21 protein-coding genes are annotated in these 20,733 nt (G+C 70.5%); 14 read left to right on the top strand and 7 right to left on the bottom strand.

The features are described from left to right. Positions 1-62 precede the first annotated feature (62 nt). From thrS to pgsA, 3 genes are read left to right on the top strand one after another with little or no spacing between them, the layout of a single operon-like run. Positions 63-2,057 carry a threonine--tRNA ligase gene (gene thrS, locus AC4D2E_RS07580; RefSeq protein WP_490952337.1) on the top strand — a complete coding sequence of 665 codons (1,995 nt, stop codon included), beginning with the start codon at positions 63-65 and terminating at the stop codon, positions 2,055-2,057. Further along, positions 2,057-2,683 carry an HIT family protein gene (locus tag AC4D2E_RS07575; RefSeq protein ID WP_490909215.1) on the top strand — a complete coding sequence of 209 codons (627 nt, stop codon included), beginning with the start codon at positions 2,057-2,059 and terminating at the stop codon, positions 2,681-2,683. The genes thrS and AC4D2E_RS07575 overlap by 1 nt, the downstream gene beginning before the upstream one ends. Beyond that, on the top strand, positions 2,683-3,303 hold the full coding sequence (gene pgsA, locus AC4D2E_RS07570) for a phosphatidylinositol phosphate synthase (RefSeq protein WP_490952156.1): 621 nt from the start codon (positions 2,683-2,685) through the stop codon (positions 3,301-3,303). The genes AC4D2E_RS07575 and pgsA overlap by 1 nt, the downstream gene beginning before the upstream one ends. Before the next feature lie 131 nt (positions 3,304-3,434). Here pgsA and AC4D2E_RS07565 read toward each other — a convergent pair whose 3' ends face one another. Next, a complete protein-coding gene (locus AC4D2E_RS07565) occupies positions 3,435-4,259 on the bottom strand; it encodes a sigma-70 family RNA polymerase sigma factor (RefSeq protein ID WP_490952155.1) in 825 nt (274 codons plus the stop codon). A gap of 255 nt (positions 4,260-4,514) precedes the next feature. Between AC4D2E_RS07565 and AC4D2E_RS07560 the strand changes: the two genes are divergently transcribed. After that, positions 4,515-4,742, top strand: a complete 228-nt coding sequence (locus AC4D2E_RS07560) for a hypothetical protein (RefSeq protein ID WP_104164560.1) — start codon at positions 4,515-4,517, stop codon at positions 4,740-4,742. 35 nt (positions 4,743-4,777) lie between these two features. After that, positions 4,778-5,692 (top strand): pyridoxal 5'-phosphate synthase lyase subunit PdxS, encoded by a 915-nt coding sequence (gene pdxS / locus AC4D2E_RS07555; protein ID WP_104164562.1) that lies wholly within the window; start codon positions 4,778-4,780, stop codon positions 5,690-5,692. Between the two features lie 77 nt (positions 5,693-5,769). On the opposite strand, the gene AC4D2E_RS07550 is transcribed toward pdxS, so the two are convergent. The 5 genes from AC4D2E_RS07550 to AC4D2E_RS07530 form a co-directional block, all read right to left on the bottom strand. Next, positions 5,770-6,558, bottom strand: coding sequence for a GNAT family N-acetyltransferase (locus AC4D2E_RS07550; protein WP_490952154.1), 789 nt, complete (start codon positions 6,556-6,558; stop codon positions 5,770-5,772). Then, positions 6,512-8,521, bottom strand: a complete 2,010-nt coding sequence (locus tag AC4D2E_RS07545) for a M3 family metallopeptidase (RefSeq protein WP_490952153.1) — start codon at positions 8,519-8,521, stop codon at positions 6,512-6,514. The genes AC4D2E_RS07550 and AC4D2E_RS07545 overlap by 47 nt, the downstream gene beginning before the upstream one ends. A 138-nt stretch (positions 8,522-8,659) precedes the next feature. Next, complete coding sequence (locus AC4D2E_RS07540; protein ID WP_104164566.1) at positions 8,660-9,022, bottom strand: VOC family protein; 363 nt, start codon at positions 9,020-9,022, stop codon at positions 8,660-8,662. A gap of 140 nt (positions 9,023-9,162) precedes the next feature. Continuing rightward, on the bottom strand, positions 9,163-9,933 hold the full coding sequence (locus AC4D2E_RS07535; RefSeq protein ID WP_104164568.1) for a type 1 glutamine amidotransferase: 771 nt from the start codon (positions 9,931-9,933) through the stop codon (positions 9,163-9,165). Then, positions 9,933-11,204, bottom strand: coding sequence for a DUF1727 domain-containing protein (locus AC4D2E_RS07530; protein WP_490952152.1), 1,272 nt, complete (start codon positions 11,202-11,204; stop codon positions 9,933-9,935). The genes AC4D2E_RS07535 and AC4D2E_RS07530 overlap by 1 nt, the downstream gene beginning before the upstream one ends. Before the next feature lie 102 nt (positions 11,205-11,306). On the opposite strand from AC4D2E_RS07530, the gene pdxT reads away from it, so the two are divergent. Genes pdxT through ruvC form a run of 3 tightly spaced genes read left to right on the top strand, consistent with a single transcriptional unit; the run spans position 11,307 to position 13,402 of the window. Then, on the top strand, positions 11,307-12,035 hold the full coding sequence (gene pdxT / locus AC4D2E_RS07525; RefSeq protein WP_490952151.1) for a pyridoxal 5'-phosphate synthase glutaminase subunit PdxT: 729 nt from the start codon (positions 11,307-11,309) through the stop codon (positions 12,033-12,035). Between the two features lie 2 nt (positions 12,036-12,037). Next, positions 12,038-12,796 carry a YebC/PmpR family DNA-binding transcriptional regulator gene (locus AC4D2E_RS07520; protein WP_490909221.1) on the top strand — a complete coding sequence of 253 codons (759 nt, stop codon included), beginning with the start codon at positions 12,038-12,040 and terminating at the stop codon, positions 12,794-12,796. Between the two features lie 36 nt (positions 12,797-12,832). Then, a complete protein-coding gene (gene ruvC, locus AC4D2E_RS07515; protein WP_104164576.1) occupies positions 12,833-13,402 on the top strand; it encodes a crossover junction endodeoxyribonuclease RuvC in 570 nt (189 codons plus the stop codon). Positions 13,403-13,493: 91 nt separating this feature from the next. Here ruvC and AC4D2E_RS07510 read toward each other — a convergent pair whose 3' ends face one another. Continuing rightward, positions 13,494-14,069 carry a TetR/AcrR family transcriptional regulator gene (locus AC4D2E_RS07510; RefSeq protein ID WP_490952150.1) on the bottom strand — a complete coding sequence of 192 codons (576 nt, stop codon included), beginning with the start codon at positions 14,067-14,069 and terminating at the stop codon, positions 13,494-13,496. 51 nt (positions 14,070-14,120) lie between these two features. On the opposite strand from AC4D2E_RS07510, the gene AC4D2E_RS07505 reads away from it, so the two are divergent. The 6 genes from AC4D2E_RS07505 to secF all read left to right on the top strand — a co-directional run bounded on the left by AC4D2E_RS07505 (position 14,121) and on the right by secF (position 20,658). Then, the gene (locus AC4D2E_RS07505) at positions 14,121-15,110 is read left to right on the top strand and encodes an SDR family NAD(P)-dependent oxidoreductase (protein WP_490952149.1); all 990 of its coding nucleotides are present in this window, start codon (positions 14,121-14,123) and stop codon (positions 15,108-15,110) included. Positions 15,111-15,412: 302 nt separating this feature from the next. Next, entirely contained in the window at positions 15,413-16,042 is a 630-nt protein-coding gene (ruvA, locus tag AC4D2E_RS07500) for a Holliday junction branch migration protein RuvA (RefSeq protein WP_490909224.1), read from the top strand. Continuing rightward, the gene (gene ruvB / locus AC4D2E_RS07495; protein WP_104164583.1) at positions 16,039-17,154 is read left to right on the top strand and encodes a Holliday junction branch migration DNA helicase RuvB; all 1,116 of its coding nucleotides are present in this window, start codon (positions 16,039-16,041) and stop codon (positions 17,152-17,154) included. The genes ruvA and ruvB overlap by 4 nt, the downstream gene beginning before the upstream one ends. 99 nt (positions 17,155-17,253) lie before the next feature. Beyond that, entirely contained in the window at positions 17,254-17,832 is a 579-nt protein-coding gene (gene yajC / locus AC4D2E_RS07490) for a preprotein translocase subunit YajC (protein ID WP_258069645.1), read from the top strand. Between the two features lie 85 nt (positions 17,833-17,917). Then, positions 17,918-19,663 carry a protein translocase subunit SecD gene (secD, locus tag AC4D2E_RS07485; protein ID WP_104164587.1) on the top strand — a complete coding sequence of 582 codons (1,746 nt, stop codon included), beginning with the start codon at positions 17,918-17,920 and terminating at the stop codon, positions 19,661-19,663. Then, entirely contained in the window at positions 19,660-20,658 is a 999-nt protein-coding gene (secF, locus tag AC4D2E_RS07480) for a protein translocase subunit SecF (protein WP_104164589.1), read from the top strand. The genes secD and secF overlap by 4 nt, the downstream gene beginning before the upstream one ends. Positions 20,659-20,733 lie beyond the last annotated feature (75 nt).

Below are 20,733 nucleotides of genomic sequence, written 5' to 3'. Positions count from 1 at the left end.
CGCCCTGTCGGGCGCCCCCGTTCCCTGCACCAAGGAGACCCTCCGTGTCAGCGCCCCAGCCCATGAAACTCGTCGTCGACGGCGAAGAGAAGCAGGCGACGACGGGCACCACCGGCACGGAGCTGTTCTCCGAGCGGCGCGACGTCGTCGTCATGCGGGTCGACGGCGCCCTGATGGACCTCGACCAGGAACTGCCCGACGGCGCCGCCGTGGAAGGCGTGACGCTCGAGGACCCCGCGGGGCTCGAGGTACTCCGCCATTCCGCCGCACACGTCATGGCGCAGGCGGTGCAGCAGCTTCGCCCCGGGGCCACACTGGGCATCGGCCCGTACATCACGGACGGCTTCTACTTCGACTTCGACGTCGAGGAGCCGTTCACGCCCGACGAGCTCAAGCAGCTCGAGAAGATGATGCTGAAGATCGTCAACGCCAACCAGCGCTTCGTCCGGCGGGTCGTGTCCGAGGACGAGGCCCGTGAGGCGATGAAGGACGAGCCGTACAAGCTCGAGCTGATCGGGCTGAAGGGCGGCGCCACGGACGAGGACGGCGCCTCCGTGGAGGTCGGCGCCGGCGAGCTGACCGTCTACGACAACGTGGACCGCAAGTCCGGCGACGTGGTGTGGAAGGACCTGTGCCGCGGTCCGCACCTGCCCAACACGAAACTCATCTCCAACGCGTACTCGCTCACCCGGTCGGCGGCCGCCTACTGGCGCGGCAGCGAGAAGAACAAGCAGCTGCAGCGGATCTACGGCACCGCGTGGCCCACCAAGGACGCCCTCAAGGCCTACCAGGAACGGCTGGCCGAAGCCGAGCGGCGCGACCACCGGCGTCTCGGCACGGAGCTCGACCTGTTCTCCTTCCCGGACGAGCTCGGGTCCGGCCTGCCCGTGTTCCACCCCAAGGGCGGCATCATCCGCAAGGCGATGGAGGACTACTCCCGCCAGCGCCACACCGACGCCGGATACGAGTTCGTCTACACGCCCCACATCACGAAGGGCCACCTCTACGAGGTCTCCGGGCACCTCGACTGGTACCGGGACGGCATGTTCCCGGCCATGCACGTCGACGAGGAGCTGAACGAGGACGGCACGGTGCGCAAGCCCGGCCAGGACTACTACCTCAAGCCGATGAACTGCCCCATGCACAACCTGGTCTTCCGGTCCCGCGGGCGGTCCTACCGCGAACTGCCGCTGCGGCTGTTCGAATTCGGCTCGGTGTACCGCTACGAGAAGTCCGGCGTGGTGCACGGCCTGACGCGCGTGCGGGGCATGACCCAGGACGACGCGCACATCTACTGCACGCGCGAGCAGATGAAGGACGAGCTCACCGGGACGCTGAACTTCGTGCTGGGCCTGCTCAAGGACTACGGCCTGGACGACTTCTACCTGGAGCTCTCCACGCGCAACCCCGAGAAGTCGGTCGGCTCGGAGGAGATCTGGGACGAGGCCACCCGCACCCTCGCCGAGGTCGCCGAGGCATCGGGCCTGGAGCTCGTCCCCGATCCCGGGGGAGCGGCGTTCTACGGCCCGAAGATCTCCGTCCAGGCGCGCGACGCCATCGGCCGGACCTGGCAGATGTCCACCATCCAGCTGGACTTCAACCTGCCCGAGCGCTTCGAGCTCGAGTACCAGGCGGCCGACGGCTCCCGGCAGCGCCCCGTCATGATCCACCGGGCCCTGTTCGGCTCGATCGAGCGTTTCATGGGCGTGCTCACCGAGCACTACGCCGGAGCGTTCCCCGCCTGGCTGGCACCGGTGCAGGTACTCGCCGTCCCCGTGGCGGAAGCGTTCAACGACTACCTGTTCGACGTCGTCGACAAGCTCAGAGCCGAGGGGATCCGCGCGCAGGTGGACGCCGGCTCCGACCGCTTCCCGAAGAAGATCCGGACGGCGAGCAAGGAGAAGGTGCCGTTCGTCCTCATCGCGGGAGGCGAGGACCAGGAGGCGAACGCGGTCTCCTTCCGCTTCCGCGACGGGAGCCAGGACAACCAGGTGCCGGTCGACGAGGCCGTCCGCCGGATCGTGGAGGCGGTTCGCAGCAGGGAGGCGACGGTCTGATGGCCGACGCCGACAGTCCGGACACGTCCTCCCTCGGACAGCCGGCGGCTGGCTACCCGGGTGACCGGGAGGTCACCGACGGGTTCGAACTCGCCGGCGTGCCCGACGCCTTCCAGCGGCTGTGGACCCCGCACCGCCTCGCCTACATCAAGGGCGGGCAGGAGCAGGTGACGACGGAGGAGTCGTGTCCGTTCTGCCGTGCGCCGCACCTGGGCGACGAGGACGCCCTGATCGTCCATCGCGGCACGCACGCCTTCGTGCTGCTGAACCTCTTCCCCTACAACGCCGGGCACCTCCTGGTCTGCCCGTACCGGCACGTGCCCGACTACACGGACATCGACGACGCCGAGACCGCGGAGATCGCCGCCCTCACCCAGACGGCCATGCGCGTGCTGCGCCGGGTCTCCAACCCCTCCGGCTTCAACCTCGGCATGAACCAGGGCGTCACGGGCGGTGCCGGGATCGCCGCCCACCTGCACCAGCATGTGGTGCCGCGCTGGGGCGGGGACGGCAACTTCCTGCCGATCATCGCGCAGACCAAGGCCATCACGCAGACGCTCGGCGATGTGCGCGAGCAGGTCGCCGCGGCGTGGGCCGCAGGCGACCCCGCCGGATCGGCCTCCTGATGCTCAATAAGTACGCGCGGGGGTTTTTCACCCGGCTCTTCACGCCCCCGGCGCGGCTGCTCCTGAAGTGGGGAGTGACGCCCGACGCCGTGACCATCGCGGGGACCATCGGCGTGGCCGGCGGCGCGCTGGTGTTCTACCCGCTCGGACAGCTGTTCTGGGGCACGGTCTTCATCACGCTGTTCGTGTTCTCCGACGTGATCGACGGCATCATGGCCAGGATCAAGGGCCATGGCGGCCTCTGGGGCAACTTCCTCGACTCCACCCTCGACCGCATCGCCGACGGCGCACTCTTCGCCGGCGTCGCCATCTGGTTCTTCACCGGCGGACAGAACACGGCCATCGCGATCGCGGCCCTCGCCTGCCTCGTGCTCGGCATGATCGTCTCCTACGCGCGGGCCAAGGCGGAATCGCTCGGGTTCACCGCGAACGTCGGACTGGCCGAGCGCGCCGAGCGCCTCGTCTCCGTCCTCGTGGTCACCGGGCTCACGGGGCTCGGACTGCCCAAGGGTTTCCTGCTCGCGGTGCTCGTGATCCTCGCCGCAGCGAGCCTCGTCACGATCTACCAGCGGGTCAGCACCGTCCGGCGGCAGTCCCGCGAGGCCCGGCCGGCCTCCTGAGCGTGGTCGCTCCCCGGTGAGGCGGGTCCGGCGGCGTCCTTCGTCCACGTGCGGCGGGTCCCGGTCGCCAGGACCCGCCACACCTGCACCATCGGGCCACCCGAGCGGGCCGGGTCGGCGCCGCTCCCGCCTCAGGACGCGGAGGCGAGGGCCGGCCGCGCCCCGGTGAACGCGACCGCGTGGTCGCGCAGGGGCGTCAACGCCGTGCCCAGGGCCGAGAGGTATTCGGCGCGCCGCTTCGGGGCCACCCTGGAGGTCGGGACGGGGGCCGCGCCCGGGGTGTCGGAGTAGTGCGTCGCGAGCCCGTCGTGCAGCAGCCGGAGCGCCTCGGACTTCTGCTGCGACACGGCCGAGTGCGTGGTGCCGAGTTCGGCTGCGACGTCGGTCACCGAACGGCCCTCGAAGAAGACCTGCTCGATGATGTGCCGCATGCGCACGGGAAGGTGGACCACGGCGGCACGCAGGTGGCGGATCTGCTCGTCGGCGAGGAGCGAGGCCTCGGGAAGCTGGTCGAGCGACGGGACGAGGTCGAGCACCGTCTCGTCGAGCACGTGCACGGAGCGGGCGGCGTCGTCGAGCGCCGAGAGGACCTCCTGGCGGCTGACGCCGAGCGTCATGGCGAGCTCGTCGGTCGTCGGCCTGCGCCCGAGGGAGGCCGCGAGGGCGTCCTGCGCGCCCAGGGTGTCGCCGATCCGCCGTCGGACGGACCGTGGCGCCCAGTCGTTGGACCGCATCTCGTCCGCGAAGGCACCGGTGATGCGGCGCCGGGCGTAGGCCCCGAACGGCACGCCGAGCGTGGGATCGAAGGAGTCCGCCGAGGTGATGAGCGCGATCGCGCCGACGGACGCCAGGTCCTCCCGCGAGAGATGCGTGGCGCGGGCGCACAAGGAAGAGACGAGATACCCGACCAGAGGCAGGTTGTCGACGATGAGTTTTTCACGGTCCCGTGAATGCATGAGCAAGCTCCCCAGCTGCTTAGTCGCATTGCTGCCCGTAGCGGCAGGTGTCGTGATGAAGCTATCAGCGGCCTCCCGGGCGCATGGGGCCCTTAGGCCAATCCTGCTCAAAGGCTGAGCTTTGCCTGCTTACATCGGCAAAACTGCGGGCCGCGGTCGTGCGTCCCGGCCGCCGGCCGCGATGATTCGGCGACGTCGGACCCGTCTAAGGAGCAACCGAGAGCACCACGGCGCACCATGAGGGAAGGACACCCGATGCCGCACATCCCGGCATTCCTGCCGCCCGATCTGCACATCGTCTCGCAGGCGGAGCTGCTCCTCCTCGAGCGGGGAGCCACGGCCCGGGAAGGACGGTCGCCCGGCGGGGGCGCCGGGCCGTCCTCGCCGTGGCCGGAGGAGCCCCTCGACCGTCTGCTGGACGAACTCGAGCGTCGCGACCTGGTGGCGGGCGGCCGAGTGGCAGGTGCGGGACGCGTATCATGAAGTGTCAGCTTTTATCTACCTTTTAGGGGCAAGTTGTGTCCACCGTTGAAGGAAACTCGGCACCCGCAGCACAGACCGGTGGAAACCGGGTGAAGCGCGGCATGGCCGAAATGCTCAAGGGCGGCGTCATCATGGATGTCGTCACCGCCGAGCAGGCCCGCATCGCCGAGGATGCCGGTGCCGTCGCGGTCATGGCGCTCGAGCGGGTGCCCGCGGACATCCGCGCCCAGGGCGGCGTCTCCCGCATGAGCGACCCCGACATGATCGACAGCATCATCGCGGCCGTCTCCATCCCGGTCATGGCCAAGGCGAGGATCGGCCACTTCGTCGAGGCGCAGGTCCTGCAGTCCCTCGGCGTCGACTACATCGACGAGTCCGAAGTCCTGACGCCCGCCGACTTCACCAACCACATCGACAAGTGGAAGTTCACGATCCCCTTCGTGTGCGGTGCCACCAACCTCGGCGAGGCGCTGCGGCGCATCAACGAGGGCGCTGCCATGATCCGGTCGAAGGGCGAGGCCGGCACCGGCGACGTCTCGAACGCCACGATGCACATGCGCAAGATCCGCTCCGAGATCAACCGCCTGTCCTCGATGGCCGAGGACGAGCTGTACGTGGCCGCGAAGGAGCTGCAGGCCCCGTACGAGCTCGTGAAGGACGTCGCCGCCGCAGGCCGCCTGCCGGTCGTGCTCTTCACCGCGGGCGGCATCGCGACCCCCGCGGACGCTGCCATGATGATGCAGCTCGGCGCGGACGGCGTTTTCGTGGGCTCCGGCATCTTCAAGTCGGGCAACCCCGCCGAGCGCGCCAACGCCATCGTCCAGGCGACGACGTTCCACGACGACCCCGACATGATCGCCAAGGTCTCCCGTGGCCTCGGCGAAGCCATGGTGGGTATCAACGTCGACGAGATCCCCCAGCCGCACCGCCTGGCGGAACGCGGCTGGTAGTCCCAGCCGGGTGACAGGGAGGGTCGCAGCCACGGCTGCGGCCCTTCCGCGTTCCCGGGCGATCCGGCCGCGCCGGGTCAGAGCCCCAGGACGTAGGTCTTCCCCCGACCGAGCAGCGTGAATCCCCGCCGCGAGAAGAACCCGTAGCCCGGCGGCGTCGCGTTGACGGCGAGGTCCACCGCCCCGGCCTCGCCCGCGGCGCGGGCCACGGCGCTGAGCAACGCCGTGGCAAGCCCCCGCCGCTGGTAGGCGGGGAGGACCTCGAGCTGGTGGATGCCACCGAGACCGTTCAGCCCGGCGACCCCGGCCGGGTAGCACGCGTACGCGGCCCCCGAGATGTTCCCGTGCTCACGATCGCGCGTCACGGCGTGCCAGGCCTGGCGGGGCTGGGCGCCGACCACCCGCAGTTCCTGCTGCAGCGGCCCCGAGTAGTCGGGCACCTCGGTCGTGAGGGCCGCGGCGCCGTCCCCGGGGGCGACGACGGCGGCGACGGGCGCCGTCATCCACCACGGCTGCCAGCTCGGGCTGAATCCGAGGCCGCCGAGCTCGGCGCCGTCCACCGCGCCGTTGAGCCAGACCCGCACGGAGGACGCGCCGAGCCGGGTGCCCTCGGCCAGGGCGGGCCGGACGGCGTGGGCGCGGACCGTCCCGGGGAACATCATCATGAGCTCCCGCCGCGCCGGCAGCCACACCCAGGTGGCACCGTGCGTGGAGAACGTCCTGCCGCCCGTCGCCGTCGCGAGCGCCGCGTACCAGGCGGACTGCAGCCGCTGGCACGCGGCGATGCTCACCACGCCCGACCACCGGCGGGAGGTCGCCTCATGCGAGGCCGCGGCGGACGAGCAGGGGCTGGAGGTCCGCGTCACGCCCCCGGAACCTGCGGAACGCCTCCAGCGGGTCGATGCTGTTGCCCCGCGCGAGGAGTTCACGCCGGAAGTGGTCGCCGTTCTCCCGGGTGAGGCCGCCCGAGGACTTGAACCACTCCACGGTGTCGGCGTCGAGCATCTCGCTCCAGATGTACGCGTAGTAGGACGCCGCATACCCGCCGGCGAAGATGTGCTTGAAGTAGGAGGTGCGGTACCGGGGCGGGACCGGGGCGAAGTCGACACCGGCGTCCGCGAGCGCCGACGCCTCGAAGGCCAGCGGATCCTCGATCACCGTGCCGGACGGGAGGGAGTGCCACGCGAGGTCCAGCAGCGTCGCGCCGAGGTACGCGGTGGTCTCGAAGCCCTCGCCCCAGGCGCCGGCCGCGTGGATGCGGTCGATGACGTCCTGGGGAAGTGCCTCGCCCGTCTCGTGGTGACGCGCGTAGTGCGCGACGATCTCGGGCCACAGGATCCACATCTCGTTGACCTGGGACGGGTACTCGACGAAGTCGCGCGGCACGGACGTCCCGGCGAAGAGCGGGTAGGTGACGTCCGAGAACAGGCCGTGCAGGGCGTGGCCGAACTCGTGGAAGGTGGTGACCACCTGGTCGTAGGAGAGCAGCGTGGGCTCACCGGCGCCCGGCGTCGAGATGTTCAGGTTGTTGATGACCACCGCCTGCGTGCCCTCGAGCCGTGACTGGTCCATGAAGGAGTTCATCCAGGCGCCGCCGCTCTTGGTGTCGCGCGTGTAGAAGTCGCCGAGGAACAGTCCGAGCCCGGACCCGTCCTCGTTGAAGACCTCCCATACGCGCACGTCGGGGTGGTAGCCCAGGAGGTCGGGGCGCTCCGTGAACGTCAAGCCGTAGAGGCGGTTCGCCGCGTAGAAGACGCCGTCGTGCAGCACGCGCTCGAGTTCGAAGTAGGGGCGCAGGGCGTCCAGGTCGACGTCGAACTTCGCCTTCCGCACCTTCGCGGCGTAGTAGGCCCAGTCCCACGGCTCGATGCCGTGGCCGGCCTCCGCCTCGAGTTCCGCGGCCTCGGCGCGGGCGTTGCGGACCGCCGGCGCCGCGAGTTCCCGCATGCGGTCGAGGATCGCCTCCAGCGACGGCGCCGTCTGGCTGTCGGTCGCCGCGGCGGCGTGCGTGTCGAAGCCGAGGAGGGCGGCGCGCTCGGCGCGGAGCGCGGCCATGCGCGTGGCGACGTCGAGGGTGTCCGCCTCGTTGCCGCGGGCTCCCCGGGTCACGGAGGCCTCGTGCAGGCGACGGCGTACCTCGCGGTTCGTGAGCTGCTCCAGCGCGGGCTGCGCGGTGGGCAGGATGAGGGTCAGGAGGTATTTCCCCTCGTGGCCGGCGTCCGCCGCCGCGGTCGCCGCAGCGGAGATCGCGTCGGGGGAGAGCCCGTCGAGTTCCTCGGCGGTATCGAGCAGCAGCGCGGAGTCGTTCGTGTCCTTGAGCAGCTTCTGCGAGAACTCGGTGCTCAGCGCCGACAGCTCCGCGTTCAGCCGGCGCAGCGTGGCCTGCGCGTCGTCGTCGAGCTCCGCGCCCGCACGCACGAAACCGCGGAGGTACTCCTCCACGAGGCGCGCCGACTCGGGGTCGAGGCCGTCGACGGGCACCTGCCGGATGCGCTCGAACAGGGCGCGGTTGAGCTTGATGTTGTCCTCGTGCTCCGCGAGTCGGGGGGCGATCTGCTGCTCGAGTTCCTGGACGGCCTTGGTGGCGTGGCTGACGGAGTTGCTGAAGAAGACCCGCGAGACGCGGTCCAGGGTGCTGCCCGCGCGCTCGAGGGCGATGAGCGTGTTCTCGAAGGAGGCCGGCTCCCCGGAGCCCGTGATGCGATCGATCTCGGCGAGGTGCTCGGCGAAACCGGCGTCGAAGGCCGGCAGGTAGTGCTCGTCCCGGATGGCCGCGAACGGTGGCAGCTGGTAGTCGAGGGTGCTGGGCTCAAGGAAAGGGTTGCTCATGGGAACCAACTTTGGCACGTTGTTGCACGTGCGCGCACCACCCCCGACCCCGTGGCACGTGCCTGACCGCGATCCCGCCGGTGCGGGGCCCCTCGCCTCGATCGCCGCATCCGCGCCGGTACTGGTCCGGCGCTGCGCTCAGCCTCCGACCGGGGGAGAGTAGAGCTGGAGGTCGTTGCCCTCGCTGTCCTTGAACGGCAGGATCCGCCCCCAGGGGTACTCGCTGATCTCACCCTCGATGGACGCGCCACCCTGCGACGAGATGCGCTCCAGCTCGTCCTCGATGGAGCCCTCGGGCTCGAAGCTGATGACGGCGCCGCCGCCGCGCCCGCCGTGGGTGTTCTCGCGGGCGTTGAGGCCGATCGTCAGCCCGCCGGCGTCCACCGTCGACCAGTCCGCCTGCTCCATGGTGACGCTCAGTCCCAGGGTGTCCCGGTAGAAGGCGAGGGCCCTCCCCATGTCCTCGACGGGCACCCAGACGGTTGCTACTCCCTTGGCCATGACGCTCCTTCCGCGGACCCGTGCGGGATCCGGTGGGGTGGCGGGCCCCGGCCGGGACCCGTCCCTGAGAACGCTACCGGCAGGACTCCCCGGCCGGCCGGGATGCCGGCGCCTCTTGACGCACCGGCCGGTGTGCTGTCCTACCGGGGCCGGGCGCCGGCGTGCTGCCGGGCGAGGTCCGCGAGGGAGTCGTCGAGCCCGGCGTCGTCGAACGCACCGAACTTCCGCTCGGCTGCGGTCCGCAGGAGGAAGTCGGCGATCATCGGGTTCTTGGGCAGCAGTGACCCGTGCAGGTAGCTCGCGACGATGTTCCGGTAGCGGGCGCCCTCGTGCTTCTCCTCGGCGTTGTTGCCGGAGCCCTTGACCACGGTCGCCAGGGGCCTCAACCCGCTGCCGAGGAACGTCTGCCCGCTGTGGTTCTCGTAGCCGTGGATCTCCCCGAACTCCTCGCTCGTGGCCACGACGTTCCCGATCAGCCGCTCGGAGCCGCCGCGGGTCTCGAGGTCGAGCACCCCGATGCCGGGGATGACGGTGCCCTCGTAAGTCCGGAAGCTGTTGCCGAAGAGCTGGTAGAGCCCGCAGATGAGGAGCATCGGTGTGCCGTCCTCGGCGAGCTCCCGCAGCCGGGGAGCGATGGCCTGGAGGTCCTCCTGGATGACCACCTGGCCGCTGTCCTGGCCGCCGCCGCCGACGATGATGTCGACGTCGTCCGGGAACGGGTCGCCCGCGTTGTGCTCGAGGATCTCGGCGCCGTAGCCGCGCCAGGCCAGGCGCTGCTTCAGGACGAGGACGTTGCCGTAGTCGCCGTAGATGTTCATCTCGCGCGGGTACAGCTGCAGGACGCGCAGCGATCCCTTCTGCGGATCGGTGGGCGCCCCGGTGAGGGCGGCAGCGGATGGGGCGTCACTCATCAGGAGACCACCTCGACCTTCGTGATCTTGGACAGCTCGCGGCGCACCGCGAGCATGGCGGTATAGGTGCAGAAGATGCGCTTCGGACGCCCCGCGGAGCCCCGGATGAACTGCCGGAGCGCCTCGGTGGTGTCGGGCTCGACGGCGCCGACGCGGACGTCATCGTACTTCAGGCGCAGCGCCATGTCGTAGGCGCGGACGCCGCTGACGACGTCCACCCCGCCGAGGCCCAGCGAGTCGAAGTCGACGTCCCACAGCCAGGACATGTCGCGTCCGTCGGCGTAGTTGTCGTTGATGGCGATCATCGTCGCGCAGCCGGCGGGGTCGAAGGACTTCAGGCCCAGGCGGAACCCGCTCGGGTTCTTGACCAGCACCAGTTCGAGGGCCTGGCCGTCGACGACGAGGCTCTCTCCCCGGCCGAACGCCGGTTCGACGGCGGCGAGGGAGGAGAACAGCCGGTCGCCGTCCGCACTGCCGCCGAGGACCGCGCGGGCCGCCGCGAGGGCCGCCGCGGCGTTGAAGATGTTGTAGACGCCGCGGAGCCGCAGGTCGGTGTGCGTCGTCGTGCCCTCCACCTCGAAGCCCGCCGCGTTGCCGTCCACGGACGCGAGGACGACGTCGGCGGGCAGGGCCGCGGCCGGCGCGGTCCCCGCGGCGCCGCGCAGTTCGTCGTCGTTCGGGAAGGTGCTCCTGAGCGAGGCGTCGAGGCCGAAGTAGACGACGTCGGCCGCCGTGATCGACGACGCCAGGCCGGCGACGCGCGGATCCTCGCGGTTCAGCACGACCGTCTCCGTGGTGGCGACTGCGATCCGCTCGAGCAGGCGCGTGGTCGCATCGATCTCCCCGAACCGGTCGAGCTGGTCGCGGAGGACGTTCAGCAGCAGGGAGTACCGGGGCGGGACGAGCTTCACGAAGTGGACGGCGTGGGCCTCGTCCAGCTCCAGGACGGCAACGTCGGCCCTGAGGCGTCCGCGCCAGTCGACCTCGCCGAGCAGGGCCGCCGCGACGCCGCGCGTGAAGTTGCTGCCCGTGCGGTTGGTGAACACCTTCAGGCCCTGGCCCTCGAGCAGTTCCACCACCATCTTGGTGGTGGTCGTCTTGCCGTTCGTGCCGCTGACGACGACGACGCCGCGGGGGAGGGTGGACAGGGCGCGGCCCATGAAGCCGGGATCGAGGCGCTCGACCACGAGGCCGGGGAAGGCGGAGCCGCCGCCGCGCAGGCGGGAGGCGAAGCGCGCAGCCTTACCCACGAGGACTGGAAGGGGATTCATACCTCCAAATTATCGCAGGCCCGCCCGCCCTCCCGGGACGCGGCGGGGAGGCGCTCCTCACGCCCCGGCGGGAGCGGGGGCCGGAGAACCTAGAATTGGGGGATGACCTCCCCGTCCCTTCCGGCTCCCATGCCCCCGTCCGGCGTCGTGGTCGGCGTCCTCGCCGTCCAGGGCGATGTCCGCGAGCACATCGCGACCATCGAGTCCCTGGGCGGGCGCGCGGTGCCCGTCCGGCGGGCCGCGGAACTGGCCGGTGTCGACGGCCTGATCATCCCCGGCGGGGAGTCGACCACGATGGACAAGCTCACGCGCACCTTCGGGCTCGCCGGACCGCTGCGCGAGAGGATCGCCGACGGGATGCCCGTCTACGGGTCCTGCGCCGGGATGATCATGCTCTCCGACGTCCTCGCGGATCCGTCCACCGACCGCCTCGGCAACCCCCAGCAGACGCTCGGCGGCCTCGACATGGTGGTGCGGCGCAACGCGTTCGGGCGGCAGCGGGAGTCCTTCGAGACCGATCTCGCCTTCGGGGGACTCGCCACGACCGGGAGTACCGGCGGCACCGATCCGGTGCGTGCCGTGTTCATCCGTGCGCCGTGGGTGGAGAAGGTGGGCGAGGGCGTCGAGGTGCTGGCGCAGGTGCCCGCGTCGGAGACGCCGCAGCCCGGGCCCGCCCCGGACGGGGTCGGTGCCGGTACGGACTTGGAACCGGTCGCTAGAATTGTCGCAGTGCGTTCAGGGAACCTGCTGGCCACGAGCTTCCATCCGGAGGTCACCGGGGAGCGGCGGGTCCACGAACTGTTTATTCGGATGATCAGAGGAGAAGCGTAGGCATGTCGGGGCACTCCAAGTGGGCAACAACGAAGCACAAGAAGGCCGCGATCGACGCCAAGCGCGCGAAGTCCTTCGCCAAGCTGATCAAGAACATCGAGGTCGCGGCGCGGGCCGGCGGCGCCGACGTCGCGGGTAACCCGGGGCTCGAACTGGCCGTCTCCAAGGCCAAGAAGACCTCCGTCCCCATCGACAACATCAACCGGGCGGTCAAGCGCGGGGCAGGGCTGCTCGGCGAGGCCGTCGACTACCAGACCATCATGTACGAGGCCCGCGGACCCCAGGGCTCGGCCCTGCTGATCGAGTGCCTCACGGACAACAAGAACCGCGCGGCCTCCGAGGTGCGCCTCGGCATCTCCCGCAACGGCGGCACGATCGCCGATCCGGGCTCCGTGGCCTACCTGTTCGCGCGCAAGGGCGTCGTCACCCTGCCGAAGAAGGACCTCACCGAGGACGAACTGCTCCTGTCCGTCCTCGACGCCGGCGCGGACGAGGTCAAGGAGTCCGCCGAGACGTTCGAGATCGTCTCCGAGCCCCAGGACCTCCGGGCGGTGGTCGCCGCGCTCGACGAGAGCAGCATCGAGTACGAGACCGACGACGTCGAGTTCGTCCCGTCCATGCAGGTGGACCTGGACGCCGACGGCGCCCGGAAGTTCCTCAAGCTCGTGGACGCCCTGGAGGAGCTCGACGACGTCCAGAACGTCTACTCGAACGCCCACCTCCCGCACGAGGTCCTGGCCGAGCTCGAGAACGACGACTGACATCGTCCCTCCCGGCCCCGGACGGCGGACAGCCCCGTGACCTTCCGCGTGATGGGCGTCGATCCCGGGCTGACCCGCTGCGGGCTCGCCGTCGTCGACATCGAACCCAACCGGCGCTCCACCCTCGTGGCCGTCGGCGTGGTCGGCACCGACGCCGGGCAGAGCCTCGACCAACGGCTCCTGGTCATCGCGGAGGCCGTCGACACCTGGCTGGACCTGCACCAGCCGCAGGCACTCGCCGTCGAGCGCGTTTTCAGCGGCACCAACATCAGCACCGTCATGGGCACCGCGCAGGCGTCCGGCGTCGTCATCGTGTCCGCGGCGCGCCGCGGCATCCCGGTGGCCCTCCACACGCCCACCGAGGTGAAGGCCGCGGTCACCGGCAACGGGCAGGCGGACAAGGTGGCCGTCACGAAGATGGTGACGAAGATCCTCCGGCTCGACACGCCGCCCCGGCCCGCGGACGCCGCCGATGCCCTGGCCCTCGCCATCACGCACGCATGGCGCAGGGGAGTGGGGACGCAGGGCGCAGCCGCCGCCGGCGGACTGGTCACGCCCGCGCAGCGCATGTGGGCCGAGGCGGAGGCCCGGGCCCGACGCCGCTGAGTGCGGCCGTGCGGTCCGACCCCGGGCCTCTGCGGCTGCCCGGCGGAGGGCTCGGCAGCTACTGATCGACGACGCCCGTGTCGTCGCCCGCTCAGCGCGAGCTGCGGACGTCCAGAACGGACCGCACCCCGGACAGTGCGTCGCCCACCCGCGCCTCCAGGCCCGGCCCCCCGTCGTCCGCGAGCCAGGCGTGCAGGCACTGCCGGAACAGCGCGAACCCGATGGCTGCCAGGATCTCGGACTGCTCGGGTGGGAACCCGCGGCCGATCAGGGCCGTCGTCACGTCCTTCTGCCACCGGGCCTGCTTGGCGAGTTCCCGTCCCGACAGCGCGATGTGCGAGTCGATGACGCGCTGGCGCCGCTTCAGCAGATCACGCCGGGACTCGACCGCCGCCGCGAGCGTCCCGAGCGCCTTCCTCATCTGCACGTCGGCGCGGACGGGGCCGGTGTCCTCGGCGATGACACCGATCAGCAGCGGCAGGAGGTCGTCGTCGTCGGCGAAGAGCACTTCCTCCTTGTCGGCGAAATAGCGGAAGAACGTCCTCGGGGTGACCCCGGCCGCGAGCGCGATGCTCTCGACGGTCGACTCCGCGTAGCCGCGGTCGACGAACTGGCTGATCGCCGCGTCCACGAGGCGACGGCGGGAGTCTTCGGGCCAACGGGGCATTCCCCGATCCTACCCTTGTGTCACTTTGTGACATCAACTATAGTCTTCGCCATGACACAAACTGTCGTCACGTCACCCACGATCCTGCTCACCGGCTTCACAAGCGGCATCGGGGCACGGATGCTCGAAGAGCTTCTCGGGCATCCCTCACGGCCGAGCCTCGTCCTCCTTGCCCGGGATGCTGCGGGCCTCGAGAACACCCTCGAGCGCGTGCGTGCAGCCGGGGTCGTCGCCACGGGTGCACGCGCCGATCTCGGTGACCTCGGCTCCGTTCGCGCGGCGGTCGAACAGGTCCACACGGCGCAGGGACGGGGCGCGGTGCACCCCATCGACGTCGTGCTCCTCAACGCCGGCGCACAGTTCACGAGCAGGCGGCGTGCCGGAGCGCAGGGCCACGAGCTGACCTTCACCGTCAACGTGATCGCGCAGCACCTGCTCCTGCGAGGGCTGGAACCGCTCCTCGCCCCGCGCGCCCATGCGGTCCTCCTGGGCTCCTCCACCCATCGGGGCAAGCAGGCGAGCTTCAACCTCGTCCCGGACCCGCAGTGGCGGGATCCCGAAGACCTCGCCCGGGCGGACCCTCCGTCGGAGGGCCCGACGCGGTTCGCCGACGAACGCGAGCAAGGGGGCGTCGCCTACGCCTCGAGCAAGCTCGCGCTGGTGACCCTGGCCCACGAATGGGCGGAGCGCCTCGCCGCGTCCGGGCGTCGGCTGAACACGTACGACCCCGGGCTGGTCGCCGGGACGGGGCTGGGCCGGGACATGCCGGCCTCCATGTACTGGGTCTGGAAGTACCTGATGCCGGCGATGAGCGTCCTCCCGGGAGCCTCGACCCCGCGGGCCACCGCCCGTCACGCGGTCCGGCTCGCTCTCGGGGACGCGCACGGGTCGCTGAACGGCGGCTATGTGGAGATCGGTCGGGTCACCCGAGCGGAACCGGTCACGTTCGCGACGGATCGGCGTGAGCGGCTGTGGACCTGGCTCGAGGACGCGGTCGAGGAGTACCTGCCGACCTATGCCGCTGCCGGCGGGTCCCCGTGATCCTCGTCGGGCCGGGCCGAACGTGTCCGTCCTCGCCGACCCGGCACCCGCCGTCCTGCCGGCGCCCACCGTCGTGGGGATCTCGCCGGCCCTCCTGTGATCGCCGGTGCGCGGGCAGTCACCGCCCGGATCGAGGCGTGGGGTAGGGGCAGGCCGGGGCTGGGCGGGCCCCGCCCGGCGGCGGACCCGGTGTGGCGGCTCGATCGCGGGCCGTTTCGCCGGTACCGTAGTGCATTAGAACGTATGTTCGACGTCGGGTGGACGCCCGGCGGTCCCGCCCGCAAGTGCCCCTGGAGCCCTTCATGATCAGTTCCCTGCGCGGAACAGTGACCCACGTGGGCCTGCACTCCGCCGTCCTCGACGTCAACGGCTTCGGCATGCAGGTCCAGGCGACCCCCCAGACCCTCGCCGGGCTCCGCGTGGGGGAGCAGGCAAGCGTCGCCACGGCCATGATCGTCCGCGAGGACTCGATGACGCTGTTCGGCTTCGAGGACGCCGACCAGCGCGAGGTCTTCGAGACACTCCTGGCCGTCAGCGGCGTCGGGCCCCGCCTGGCACTCGCCGTCCTCGCCGTCCACACGCCCGAGGCCATCCGTATCGCCGCGGCCTCGGGCGACGACAAGGCGTTCAGCAAGGTGTCCGGGATCGGACCCAAGGGCGCCCGCCGGATCGTCCTCGAGCTCGCCGGCAAGCTGGTCCCGCTCGACACCAAGCCCGGGGTGCCCAAGCAGACCTGGCAGGGCCAGGTCCTCACCGCCATGATGGGCCTCGGCTGGTCGGAGAAGGACGCCGGCGCGGCGATCGACGCCGCCGTCGACGAGGCGCCCGAGGTCGCCGCGACCGGTGACGTGGGCCAGATCCTGAAACTCACGCTGCGTCGGCTCGGCCAGGACGGCGCCCGCAGCTCGGCCCGGACGAAGGTGGGCACATGACGGACAAGCAGCAGGAGGAGGCGCCGCTCGTCGCGCCCGCCGCCGACCCCGAGGACCGCGCCGTCGAGGCGGCACTCCGGCCGAAGAACCTCGACGACTTCGTGGGCCAGAAGCGCGTGCGCCGGCAGCTCTCGCTCGTCCTGGAGGCGTCCCGCCTGCGCGGGCGCAGCGCGGACCACGTGCTCCTCTCCGGCCCGCCCGGCCTCGGCAAGACGACGCTCGCGATGATCATCGCGGCCGAGATGAACGCGCCGCTGCGCATCACGTCCGGGCCGGCGATCCAGCATGCCGGCGACCTCGCCGCGATCCTCTCCTCCCTCACGGAGGGCGAGGTCCTCTTCCTCGACGAGATCCACCGCATGTCCCGGCCCGCCGAGGAGATGCTCTACATGGCCATGGAGGACTTCCGCGTCGACATCATCGTCGGCAAGGGGCCCGGCGCCACCGCGATCCCGCTGGAGCTGCCGCCCTTCACCCTCGTCGGCGCCACGACGCGCGCGGGGCTCCTGCCCGGACCGCTCCGCGACCGCTTCGGTTTCACCGGGCACCTCGAGTTCTACTCCACCGATGAACTCGAGCTCGTACTCCGCCGCTCCGCCATGCTCATGGACATGAAGGTCAACTCGGCCGCGTTCGCGGAGATCGCCGGCCGGTCCCGTGGCACGCCGCGTATCTCCAACCGCCTCCTCCGGCGTGTCCGGGACTGGGCGCTGGTCCACGGCGTCGACCTCATCGACGCCCGGTCCGCCAGTGCGGCACTGGACATGTACGAGGTGGACGCCCGAGGACTCGACCGGCTGGACCGCTCGGTACTCACGGCGCTCATCACCAAGTTCAACGGGGGACCCGTGGGCCTGTCGACGCTCGCGATCGCCGTGGGCGAGGAACCGGAGACGGTCGAGACCGTCGCCGAACCCTACCTGGTCCGCGAGGGCATGCTCGGGCGCACGCCGCGCGGCCGGATCGCGACGGCCGCCGCGTGGCGCCACCTGGGGATCGAGATGCCCGCGAACGTCGCCGCCGCGATGCCCGAGGACCTGTTCTCCGTCACGCCCGAGGACCTGATGGCCACCGAGGCGACCGTCGACAGCTGGGCCCAGCCGGACTCCTGACGCGGGGACGCCCAGCAAACGGCTCTACACTGGTGTCTCACGATGTGTGCCGTGGCACAGTCCTGCCACTCACACCCCAGCCCCAGGAACGGATCTCCAGTGCTTGCACATGTAGTCGCCCAACCCACGACCGGACAGACCGGCGGATTCGACATCTTCAGTCTGCTGCTCCCGCTGGCCCTGGCCTTCCTCATCTTCACCATGTTCCGCAGGCAGCGGAAGGCGCAGCAGCAGGTCAAGGACATGCGCACCCAGATGGAACCCGGCACCGAGGTCATGACCCAGTTCGGTCTCTTCGGGACCATCGCCTCGATCGACCAGGAGAACAACAAGGCCGTCCTCGAGCTGTCCCCGGGCACCTTCGCCACGGTCCACACGCAGGCGCTCTCCAAGGTGGTCCAGCAGGAACCGGCGGTCGCCGCCCAGGACGCGGACGCGACGGTCGCGGATCCGGCCGATCGCAGCGGGTACGACGCCACCGCGGTGCCCGACGACGTGTCCTCGATCGACGGCGTCGACCGCACCCCGGCCGGCGGTTCCACCGCTGCGGGGACCCCGGGGTCCACGTCCGGCGTCGAGAGCCCCGAGGAGACGCTGGAGCGCCTGAACCGGGACCCGCAGCGGGAAAACCGCGACGCGCGCGACGCCCGCGACCCCAAAGCGAATCCTGACAACTAGCATTTCGTAGGGCCCCGGTACCCGTACCGAGGCCGTCACGATCACCCGGCGCAGCCGACGCGCCACTGCATAAGGACATCCCACCATGCCTCGTACCGGTACCGGGACGGCAGCCAAGCGGACACTAGTCTGGCTGGGCGTACTGACAGCACTGCTCGCAACCCTGCTGGGAGCGGGCGCCCACTGGAGCACCGCGAGCTGGAGCCCGCGCCTGGCCCTCGACCTCGAGGGCGGAACCCAGATGATCCTGGCCCCCCGGGTCCAGGACGGCAGCGAGATCACGCCCGAACAGCTCGACCAGGCGGTGGAGATCATCCGCCAGCGCGTCGACGGGTCCGGTGTCGCGGAAGCCGAGATCAGCACGCAGTCCGGCCAGAACGTGATCGTCTCGCTGCCGGGCACCCCCGACGCACAGACGCGCGACCTCATCCAGGCCTCCGCCCAGATGGAATTCCGGCCGGTCCTCGCCGGTGGTCCCGGCCAGGCCCCGGCCGCCGAGACACCCACCCCGGAGGACCAGCTCCCGACGCCGGCCGCCGAGCCGCAGAACGCGAGCGATCCCAACTGGATCACCCCCGAGCTGTACCAGGAGTTCGAGGCCCTCAACTGCCTCGACCCGGCAGCACTGGAGCCGGCGGAAGAGCCCGCGCCCGCCGACGAGCCCATGGTGGCGTGCGAGCCCGATACCCAGGGCAAGTACATCCTCGGCCCCGTCGAAGTGCCGGGAACCGACATCACGACGGCGAGCTACGGACTGGAGCGCAGCCAGGGAGGCCAGACGCTCAACAGCTGGGCCGTGAACATCGACTTCAACGACGAGGGCACCGAGACCTTCCGCGAGGTCACCGAGCGCCTCTACGCGATCGGGCAGGGCGACCCCCGCAACCAGTTCGCGATCGTCCTCGACGGCCGGATCGTGTCCGCGCCCACCACCAACGCCGTCATCCCCGACGGCAACCCCTCGATCAGCGGCAACTTCACCGAGGAATCCGCGGCGGCCCTGGCGGAGCAGCTCAAGTACGGTGCGCTGCCCATCAGCTTCGAGATCCAGAGCGAGCAGCAGATCTCGGCCACCCTGGGCGCCGACCAGCTGCGCCTCGGGCTCATCGCGGGCCTGATCGGCCTCCTGCTCGTCGCCGCCTACTCGATGTTCCAGTACCGGCTCCTCGGCCTGGTCACCATCGCCTCACTGGTCGTCGCGGGCGTCCTGACCTACCTGGCCATCTGCATCCTCGGCTGGACGGAGAACTACCGTCTCTCGCTCGCCGGCGTCGCCGGCCTCATCGTCGCCATCGGCCAGACCGCCGACTCGTTCATCGTCTACTTCGAGCGCATCCGCGACGAGCTGCGGGAGGGACGCGGACTCGTCTCCGCCGTCGAGAACGGGTGGCGGCGCGCGAAGCGCACCGTCCTCGCCTCAAAGGCGGTGAACCTGCTGGCCGCGCTCGTTCTCTTCTTCGTCGCCGTCGGCAACGTCCGTGGCTTCGCGTTCACCCTCGGCCTCACCGCGATCGCCGACCTCATCGTGGTCTTCCTCTTCACCCACCCGGTCCTCCGGCTCCTCGCGAGGACGAAGTTCTTCGGCGAGGGCCACCCGTGGTCCGGCCTGGATCCGAGCCGCCTCGGAGGGATCCCCCTGTACCGCGGTGCCGGCCGCCTCCGCCAGCCGGGAGAGGGCACCGTGAAGCCGGTCGTCGTCGCCCGGACCAAGAACAAGGGCGCATCGGCCGAGGCCGAGCGGCGCCTGACGATCGCCGAGCGTCGGCGTGCGGAACAGCAGAAGGCCCTCGCGGGCCGCACCGGTTCTTCCCAGAAAGAGACCAACGAATGAGCCGCACGAACTTCGCCACCTTCGGCAACGAGCTGTACTCGGGGAAGCGCTCCTACCCCTTCGTCGCGAAGCGGAACCTCTGGTTCCTGATCGCCGGGATCGCCCTCCTGATCTCGATCATCATCCCGGTGGTCAAGGGCGGCTTCAACCTGGGCATCGACTTCCGGGGAGGCTCGGAGTTCACGGTGTCCTCCACCCAGGACACGGACCCCGCGATCGGCGAACAGGCCGTGACGGACGTCGTCCCCGAGGCCGTGCCGCGCGTCACCAACATCGCCGGCGACACCATGCGCGTCCAGACGGAGCGCCTCTCGGACGACGAGACGCTGAGCGTCCGGGGCAACCTCGCCGACGGGTACGGTGTGGGCGAGGACCAGGTCACCTCCAGCTACGTGGGGCCCACCTGGGGTGAGGACGTCAGCCGGCAGGCCCTGATCGGGTTCGGGGTGTTCGTCCTCCTGGCCGCGATCCTCATGGCGCTCTATTTCCGCACCTGGAAGATGGCACTCGCCGCGATGGCCGCCCTGGTCGTCGTCATGGTCCTCACCGCCGGGCTCTACTCGCTGAGCGACTTCGAGGTCACGCCCTCGGCGATCATCGGCTTCCTGACGATCCTGAGCTATGCCCTGTACGACACGGTGGTGGTGTTCGACAAGATCCGGGAGAATACCGCGGACATGAAGACGTCCACCGAGCGCACCTTCGCCGAACAGGTCAACCTCGCGGTGAACCAGACGCTCGTCCGGTCCATCAACACGTCCGTCGTCGCGATCCTCCCGGTCGCCTCGATCCTCTTCATCGGGGCCTTCCTGCTCGGCGCCGGTACCCTCCAGGACCTGTCGCTGGCCCTGTTCATCGGCATCATCCTCGGTACGCTCGGCACCATCTTCATCGCCGCGCCGCTCTACGCCGCGCTCCGGCTCAACGAACCGGAGCTGAAGAAGCAGGAGGAGAAGGTCCTCGCCCGGCGTTCCCTGGCGGCAGCCTCGACCTGAGCCGCCGACCGCGCCGGCACCGTCGTCGGCCGCAGGAGACCCGTCCGGGCCGCCTGCGGCCGACGACGTTCCGGG

Source organism: Arthrobacter sp. TJ-265, from assembly GCF_058269135.1.
Note: the sequence above shows the minus strand (reverse complement) of the source record. Positions and strands in the feature narration are given on the sequence as shown.

Coding starts and splice junctions, on each gene's coding strand:
- thrS (WP_490952337.1), top strand. CDS start 63: ATGAAACTCGTCGTCGACGGCGAAGAGAAGCAGGCGACGACGGGCACC.
- AC4D2E_RS07575 (WP_490909215.1), top strand. CDS start 2,057: ATGGCCGACGCCGACAGTCCGGACACGTCCTCCCTCGGACAGCCGGCG.
- pgsA (WP_490952156.1), top strand. CDS start 2,683: ATGCTCAATAAGTACGCGCGGGGGTTTTTCACCCGGCTCTTCACGCCC.
- AC4D2E_RS07565 (WP_490952155.1), bottom strand. CDS start 4,259: ATGCATTCACGGGACCGTGAAAAACTCATCGTCGACAACCTGCCTCTG.
- AC4D2E_RS07560 (WP_104164560.1), top strand. CDS start 4,515: ATGCCGCACATCCCGGCATTCCTGCCGCCCGATCTGCACATCGTCTCG.
- AC4D2E_RS07545 (WP_490952153.1), bottom strand. CDS start 8,521: ATGAGCAACCCTTTCCTTGAGCCCAGCACCCTCGACTACCAGCTGCCA.
- AC4D2E_RS07540 (WP_104164566.1), bottom strand. CDS start 9,022: ATGGCCAAGGGAGTAGCAACCGTCTGGGTGCCCGTCGAGGACATGGGG.
- AC4D2E_RS07535 (WP_104164568.1), bottom strand. CDS start 9,933: ATGAGTGACGCCCCATCCGCTGCCGCCCTCACCGGGGCGCCCACCGAT.
- AC4D2E_RS07530 (WP_490952152.1), bottom strand. CDS start 11,204: ATGAATCCCCTTCCAGTCCTCGTGGGTAAGGCTGCGCGCTTCGCCTCC.
- pdxT (WP_490952151.1), top strand. CDS start 11,307: ATGACCTCCCCGTCCCTTCCGGCTCCCATGCCCCCGTCCGGCGTCGTG.
- AC4D2E_RS07520 (WP_490909221.1), top strand. CDS start 12,038: ATGTCGGGGCACTCCAAGTGGGCAACAACGAAGCACAAGAAGGCCGCG.
- AC4D2E_RS07510 (WP_490952150.1), bottom strand. CDS start 14,069: ATGCCCCGTTGGCCCGAAGACTCCCGCCGTCGCCTCGTGGACGCGGCG.
- AC4D2E_RS07505 (WP_490952149.1), top strand. CDS start 14,121: ATGACACAAACTGTCGTCACGTCACCCACGATCCTGCTCACCGGCTTC.
- ruvA (WP_490909224.1), top strand. CDS start 15,413: ATGATCAGTTCCCTGCGCGGAACAGTGACCCACGTGGGCCTGCACTCC.
- ruvB (WP_104164583.1), top strand. CDS start 16,039: ATGACGGACAAGCAGCAGGAGGAGGCGCCGCTCGTCGCGCCCGCCGCC.
- secD (WP_104164587.1), top strand. CDS start 17,918: ATGCCTCGTACCGGTACCGGGACGGCAGCCAAGCGGACACTAGTCTGG.
- secF (WP_104164589.1), top strand. CDS start 19,660: ATGAGCCGCACGAACTTCGCCACCTTCGGCAACGAGCTGTACTCGGGG.